The organism is Nitrospira sp. BLG_1 (assembly GCF_047338595.1).
Taxonomy (GTDB): Bacteria; Nitrospirota; Nitrospiria; order Nitrospirales; family Nitrospiraceae; genus Nitrospira_D.
Genome location: NZ_JBLFBO010000033.1, coordinates 22,481 through 30,387 on the forward strand (window position 1 = coordinate 22,481; position 7,907 = coordinate 30,387).

Sequence of the window (7,907 nt, forward strand, 5' to 3'; positions counted from 1 at the left end):
CTCAGGATGGTACATGCCGAGCGTCACAGACATTTTCGAGGGAGTAGCCAGCGGCGACATTGCGGTTGCTGATGAAGTTCGTCCGAAATCAGTCACGTCTGTTTTTAGCGACATTTGGTACGGCGATCACACAGCTAAGCCAGAAGCCGGACTTAGTGAAGAAGAACGCCAGCAAATCATCAGCACTATCGAGCCTCACGGGTTCCTAGAGCAAACCGCCGAGAACACTTCTGTCGGTGCGATCGGTCGCGGACTGAATCGCGCCTATCTCGAAAGCCAAGGCATCCCGTACGAAGAAGTTCCCAACGAGCCAATGGGCATGGGCGCTCGCATTGCGTCACAGGGAATTTCACTCATCGCCGATCCGTTGACTCACGGCGCTGGCGCGATTGGTGGCGCTGCTGCGACTGAGTTGCTCGGTAAGAAACTCATCGGCGAAACAGTCAAGCGTGGAATGATTCGCGGTTCGATCGAAGGCTCGACGATGATGGGCACGATGACTGCGATTCACGATCCGTTGGAGCAGTACGCACGAAAGGGAGAAGTAGACCTAGCTGAGACAGCGAAAGCCACAGGCAAGTCTGCGATTCTCGGCGCGTCGCTTGGACCGCTCGGCAAAGACGCGATTGGATATGCTTCTGCTCCGGCAGAGGTCGCCGCGTTTACTGTTGGTGGAGCGGCATTTGAAGGCCGACTGCCGACTACCGAAGACTTCATCACTAACGCTGGTCTGATTCTCGGCGTTAAGGGCGTGGCGAAAGTACGCGAGTTGGCGAAGAAGTTGCGCGAGCGTGGACCAGAAGATGATCCCAAGAAGATCGCAGACGAAGTTCTCGGCGAAGAGACCACAGACAAAGTTCTTGAAACGCTGAAGCCGAAAGACCAATCAGTCGGACTGAGCGTCGGCGGTCAGTACACAATGACTGATGCTGAAGCCAAGTCTCTTGGCGGGCTAGCGAAACTCGCCGACAAAGAAGGAGACATCTCTCGCAAGGAATACTCAGACGCAACTGGTATCGACATTAAGAAGGCAGGGCTTACCACACAGGCAGAACGCCGTGCTGCTGCTATTGCTGCGAAAGATAAACTCGGCAGTGCGATCGAAGACGACGCCAGCGGCAGCTTCTTTCACTTCTCGAACAAGAGTGGGCTGACTGAACTAGACCCAAGCAAGTTCGGATCGAACCCTGTCACGTCGAAGAGCGAAGTTCAGAACGCTGGTGCAGATCGCTCGGCTGCGTTTGGAGAAGGCGGAGAGCCTGAGCACTTCTTCGGACCCGGAAGCAAGAACGAGATTCCGTATGTCGTAGTGGATGACGCAGGGAAGCCCATCACCGGCAAAGACCTGTACGACTTCGGCGTGGACCCTGACGGTCTGCTAAAAAAAATGTCGTTCCGTGACGCCGAAGCGAAGATCAAAGAAGACGGTAAGTATCTTGGGTACTGGTTCAGCAAGCACCCGAACAGCAGCTTCAATGGACAGGCCAGATTTGTTCAGCCGGTCAAGGTGAAAGAACTCACTCCTGAAGCGATAGCTACTCGGTCGATGGCGTTTGTGTCTGGCAACACAGATACAGGGCTGACCGATGCAGAAATTCAGAAGCGACTCGATTCGCCGCAGATGCAGAAGCGCGAAGAGATGCTTCGCAAGTTGGCGTTGAGCGTCACTCCGAATGTTCGCGTCGAGAAGGGCAGCGGCCACTGGGCTGATGGTGCTGAAGATACGTTCGTTGTGGACTTGCCGGGCTACCGCGAGACCGATACTGCTGACTACATTGGCTCGAAGGCTGGCAGGATTCTGGCTCAGAAGGCGGTGCTGACTTTTCACTACGGAGTGAAGGGCGGCAGCGACTACGTTTACGAAGCCGAACTTCCAGAAAATGTTACAAGATCAGACGCGGCTGCTGTTCTTCAGGCTCATGGAATAGACTATAAAACCATCACACATGACCCCGACACCGGCGCACTCAAGATGCGCGTGGTAGACTTCGGCGGCGAGAACAGCTTTGACGCATTCAAAACTGCGGGTAATCAACTAGGAGCGAAACATGCTACGTCCAGAAGAGGTAAGGCTCGACTTATCGAAGCTGAGGGAAATGACGCCCGAACAGATCAGGGAGCACGGGAAGCAAGTGCGCGAGTATTTGCAGACATCGAATCAGGGTATGCAAATAAAAGAGTCCAGCGAACCGGGAACACTGATAATGGGCTGGCCGATGCGCAAGGCGAAGAAGGCCAAAAAGCCCCGACAGTAGGCATGGCTGCCGCGATGGGTGCGGACGGTGCTCCGAGCGCCGATCGTGCGCCAGCGGCCCCGGACGAGGCCGTCCCTGCGACCACAGCAGCGGCCAAGGCTGTCTCTGCCTCTGGTTCTACCGGAGTGAAGGGCGGCAGACTCGCTAAGTTTGCGGAGAAGCTGGCCGACCGGGCCATCTCATTCAGGCAGTACCTTGGCGAAAAGAACCGCGAGGTGTCCTCTGCGAAAGCAGCACTCGATGAGGCTGTCGTCGCGCTCGATAAGTACCCCGACGAAAAACTCCGCCAGTTTCATGCCGACTACGAGACTGGTAATCACTCTGCACTTCCAAAGCCGGTCTTGGAGATAGCCAAGACCATCACCAAGATGCTGCGTGCTTACTACAAGAAAGCCATCGAGGCTTGGGGTGGAACAGTAGACGAAGCGAATCTCATTGATAACTTTCTCGCTCGCATCTACGAAAACAAACCGACCGAATTAGAAGCCGCACGCAAGTTGCTCGGCGGACAGAAGAATCCACTACGCGGCAGCGGCCAGCATCTCAAAGAGCGCACGCTCGATGATGTAGTGAAGGCTCTCGAACAGCACGGCTTGAAGCTGGCAGATCACAACTTTGCTCGCTTGGCGATTGTGAAGATCGAATCTCTCGTTGCTGCGCAAAAAGCTGGCGAGATGAAACAGCGTGACGGTGTTTTTGTTTACGGTCTTGGTCGAGCACCGGACGGCTACGCTGCGACCAAGGGCACGCTCAACATGGGACCTGGCGGCGATCCAACGTACAGAGTTCACGGCCCCGGCGAAGTGACTGTTCAAGAAGCGTATGACTTAGACCAACGCGCGAAGCTGCTTGGGTTTCTGTCTGGCATCGGAGTGAATGTCAAACGCACTTGGAACATCCGAAGCCGTGGCGGCATCGAACCGTGGGGACACTACGACATAGACACCGACACGGTGCGAACCAAGTTCGGCGGTCCCAACTCGGTACTGATGCACGAGACTGGTCATGCGCTTAACGAACGCTATGACTTGTTCAGTGCTCTCGGTGGCGATCCGTCGCGGCCATCGAAGCACAACGCAGTAATCGGCAAAGAGTGGACTGACCTAGCGAAAGAACGACTGCCGAAGAACCCGACACCAGAGCAGAAGAAGTATGTGTTTCATCCAGACGAGAAAGCTGCTGCTCTCGTAGAGGCGTACCTGCACGCGCCTGAGTTGCTTCGACAGAAAGCACCAACGCTAGCCAAGGCGTTCGATGACCTAATCGCAAAGACTCCTGAGTTGCACCCGCTGACTGAGATCAAGCCGGGCCTGAAGCTCGGTACGGATTCGACGACTCGCAAAGCACCCGGCGCAAACATCCTTGGGTACTGGGCGTTTCCCGAAAAGCTGGCTGCTGCGATCGACAACTACCAGTCGAAAGGCTTCGGCAAGAATCCGCTGCTTCGCGGCACTCGGATGTACAACAACGTAGCAAACTCAATCAATCTTCTTGGCTACGCTCACCTTGGCGGCAACGCGCTGCGAGAGTTTGGCAACGGGCTGGCTGCTTCGCTGGCTGAGTTGTCGAGTGGTCGCGTCGGCGAAGCTGGCAAGAAGCTGGTTGGTGCGTTCATAGACCCCATCCGAACGCCGATCAAAGGCGCGAAGCTGCGTGCTGAGTATCTCCGCAAGACTGCGTTCAACGGCGATCCGATTGCGATGCGTGCCGCCGAGTTGGCAAACGCTCAGCCTCTCTCTGACAAGTGGTGGCACTTGAGTTCGACTGGTCGCATGGCGAAAGACGTGCGCGACATGCGGTTCGCTGAGACCAAGAACGCGAAGATCGTAGCCGCCGCGAAACTTGGCTGGCATACGCCGCTAGCTGTACTCGATGCAGTGATGAGACCAGTGCGGGCGTACACCGAGTTGGCGAAGTTCGGACGCTTCGGCGAGATGGTGCATCAAGAGATTGCCCGTCGCGGTGGACTTGCTGGCGGTGAATCCGAGTTGGCTGAAATCTCCAAGAAGGCTTGGGATGCTGTCGAAGCTCGAATGGGTTTGGTTACTTACGACAACGTGAACATACCCAAGGCGCTCAAAGACATCGGGTTTGTTTCGTTGCGAGCACCGGGATGGTCTGCTGGTACGCTGTACTGGCTTGGCTCTTCCGTCAGAGACATCGCAGAAATCCGTTCTCGCATCGAAGCTGGCAAGCCGTGGATGACCGAGCGCATGGCGTACTTGGTTGGTTCTCTGCTGGCGACTTCGATTGCTGGCGCGACCGCGCAATATCTTTGGACTGGCAAGCCGCCAGAAGACATCACTGATTTGCTGTATCCGAGAAACGGAGACACCAACCCGGACGGCTCTGAGTCTCGCACTCGGTTCTTGACGGACATCCCCGACATTTTGTCGTATGCGCATCACCCGATTGCTACCGTAGGACACAAGCTGTCGCCTGCGATTGGGAATATGTACGAGACGTTCATCACCAATCAGAACTACTACGGCGATCAGATTCGCAACCCGAACGACAGTGCGTACACCCAGTTCATGCAGGTTGCTGCTGACCAACTGAACAAGCTGCTGCCGTTCTCGGTTCAGTCTGGCCGTCGCAACGAAGCTGCTGGTGATTCGATTGTGTCTTCGTATCTCAAGCCGACTGTTGGTATTCTCAACGCTCCGATGAATGTGCAGCGCAGCCCTGCGCTTCAGCAAGCAATGGACTATGTGCATCAGCAGATGCCGAGCCGGACTCCTGAACAGGTCGAGGCTTCGAGAAAGCGACACGACTTGGCACAGGAAGAAAAGCAAAACCCCGGCACGCTCTTGGAGGCAGTGAAGTCTGGCGAGATTACGAGCACGCAGCGTCGGAATATGATGCGCAACATGAAGCAGGCTCCGCTCGAAATCTGGTCGAAGTTTCTTTCGCCGCATCAGGCGATGGACGTATGGGAGAAGGCTACGCCGGAAGAACGCAATGGCATCAAGGTGATGCTCGTAAAGAAAATCAGAAACGCTCTGCACGAGAAGCCGAAGTCGGAACGCGATGCGATTAGGCAGAGAGCAAAGTCTCTTGGGTTGATTCAGTAATGCCAACGCCAGACTTCGATCCGAATGTTTTTACCATCGAAGACATAGCCGCTGCGCTGCGTCGGATTCGGGCAGCGATAGACACTGTTGGGACAACAGCCGGTGTCGCAGTAACCAGCGTTGGCGGCACTGCGCCGATCGCTTCGACTGGTGGAACTACTCCCGTAATCTCGCTCAACGACACGGCTGTCACCATTGGCTCATACGGCTCGGCGACCAAGGCCAGCACGTTCACGGTGGACCAGAAGGGCAGGCTGACTGCTGCTGGCGAAACGACTATCACACCGGCTGCTTCTTCGATCACGGGTGGTGCGGCTTTAACTGCAAACAATGATACGAACGTCCAGCTTACGGCTGGTGGAAGCGCTACGACGGCCCTACTTGTTGCTGCTTCGATAACTGCCAGTTGGTCCGGGCAGTTGTCTGTCGCGCGGGGAGGTACGGCTGCTTCTACTGCGGCTGGCGCTCGAACGAGTCTTGGCCTTGTCATCGGCACAGACGTTCAAGCCTACGATGCGGAACTCGCCGCCATCGCGGGACTGACTTCCGCCGCCGACAAGTTGCCCTACTTCACAGGTTCAGGGACTGCGGCTCTTGCTGACTTCACCGCTGCGGCTCGCACGGTTCTCGACGATGCGACGGTCGGGGCAATGCTGACGACGCTCGGCGGGCAGCCACTCGATGCTACGCTGACAGCACTGGCCGCGTACAACACAAACGGAATCGTCTGCCAGACTGCGGCGGATACTTTCGCGGGCAGAACTCTCACTGGCCCGGCTGCCGGAATCACCGTCAGTAACGGAAACGGCGTCAGTGGAAATCCCACGCTGGCTTTGGCGAATGACCTGTCTGCTCTCGAAGGACTCGGCTCTACCGGCATCGCGGTTCGCTCGGCGTCGGATACTTGGGTGCAGCGATCCGTTGCTGTGACTTCATCGACCGGCCTGTCCATCTCCAACGGAGACGGGGTATCCGGCAATCCGACGCTTGCGGGTATCGACGCAACCACGTCGGTCAAAGGCGTGGCTTCCTTCGCCGCCGCCGACTTCACGGTTTCGAGCGGCGCGGTGTCGCTGAACAGGAGTCGCAGATGGACGATGCAATTCAACGCGCTGAGCGTGGACTTTCCCAACACGGGCTTTGCCACGCCGACAACGCTACCGACGAGTCTGCGGCCCTGCATTGCCTTCGACAAGGCAACAGATGAATCCTGCATCATTTCCGGCATCGTGCCGCAGGAGTACAGCGATTCGAGTAAGCTGCGTCTGCGGATACTCTACTGTTCGGCGACGACGACAGCGGCGGACGATGTGCGATTCGATGCGTCCACCGAGTTTCGCACCCCAAACGCAGGGGCGGAATCCCTTGATACGGACAACTTCGACGCCTCGGTGGACTCAGTAACCGGGACATCATCCACCACGGCCTACGATGGCCGGGAGTGCATCATCACCCTAACGCCTGCGACAACTCCAGCAGCCGGGGACCTGTTTCGGATCAAGGTCACTAGGGACGCCGACAATGCCAGCAGCCTAGATGATCTCAACTCGGATTGTTTTGTCGTTGGCTTTGAGTTTTACGAGATAGTTTAATGGCGTACTCGTTCGATGGATCAACCAGCAGGCTCACCCTCAGCGGATCACCCGCGACGCTGACGTGGGACTCCGGTTCGCTGTGGTTTTATCCCACGGACAGCACGCGGGACCAGTCATTGTTTCTGCATGTGAATACAACCGGATCGGTCTGGTACGGCGTGAAGTACATGGGGGCATCGTCTGGCGGCAAGTGCCGGTTTCAAAAGGCTGGCGACGTTTCGTATGCTGAGTCTGCCGCAGCCGCCAACACAAACGCATGGAACCACTTGTACTGGTCCATGAACAGTTATGTGTCTCCGTCCAAGTATCAGATTAGCCTCAATGGAGAGACGCTTGTTTCAGTCGCATGGGGCGCACCGGCTGGATCAGCGACAACAGCAACCAGCGTTGGATACAAGAGAACGGGACTTGCAACTGGGACGGAATGGTTTGCTGGATACATGGCCGAATTGTCACTCTACTATGACGTGATGGACGTTAGCTACGGTGATGTGTACAAGGCTCTGTCGCAACGCTTTCAGCCATTGCGGATCACGACGTTTCCCGGCGTGGGCGTAGGTCTCATCAACTACTGGACCATGCGAAAGGGATTGCTGGATGTCATAGAGGGCAGGACGCTTGGCAGTACGTCCGCGCCAACTCTCGTGGCCGAGCATCCACCAATCAGACCAATCTCGTCAGGAGTCATTCTGAAATAGGAGAATCAAATGAACGAACTAACGATCGACGAACTGAAGATGCTTCGCGCCCTGCTCGCGCCAACCAACCTGCGAATCAGCGGGACCGTGGCCGAGTGCATGAATATGGCACAGACGTACTTAACAATAGCGTCAAAGCTGGACGCGGCAATCAGCAACAACCCTTCTTACCAGCCTTCGGGTTCAGAGCCAGTCAACCCAGTTGAGGGCATCAGCGTGCCCCCTCGCTTTGACGAGCATGGGAAGCTGGAACCGGGGTGTCTGTAATCAGTCAGACTGATTATG

The 7,907-nt window shown here is 56.4% G+C and carries 4 protein-coding genes; all 4 read left to right on the top strand.

Annotated features, from left to right (window positions below):
* Positions 1–13: 13 nt before the first annotated feature.
* The 4 genes from ACMTNU_RS16320 to ACMTNU_RS16335 are packed head-to-tail and all read left to right on the top strand — an operon-like array spanning position 14 to position 7,889.
* Positions 14–5,329 carry a hypothetical protein gene (locus ACMTNU_RS16320; RefSeq protein WP_413936369.1) on the top strand — a complete coding sequence of 1,772 codons (5,316 nt, stop codon included), beginning with the start codon at positions 14–16 and terminating at the stop codon, positions 5,327–5,329.
* Entirely contained in the window at positions 5,329–6,921 is a 1,593-nt protein-coding gene (locus ACMTNU_RS16325; protein ID WP_413936370.1) for a hypothetical protein, read from the top strand. Before ACMTNU_RS16320 ends, ACMTNU_RS16325 begins: the two co-directional genes overlap by 1 nt.
* The gene (locus tag ACMTNU_RS16330) at positions 6,921–7,622 is read left to right on the top strand and encodes a LamG-like jellyroll fold domain-containing protein (RefSeq protein WP_413936371.1); all 702 of its coding nucleotides are present in this window, start codon (positions 6,921–6,923) and stop codon (positions 7,620–7,622) included. Before ACMTNU_RS16325 ends, ACMTNU_RS16330 begins: the two co-directional genes overlap by 1 nt.
* A 9-nt stretch (positions 7,623–7,631) precedes the next feature.
* Positions 7,632–7,889: a hypothetical protein gene (locus ACMTNU_RS16335; protein WP_413936372.1), complete on the top strand. Its 258-nt coding sequence runs from the start codon at positions 7,632–7,634 to the stop codon at positions 7,887–7,889.
* The last annotated feature ends 18 nt before the right edge of the window (positions 7,890–7,907 follow it).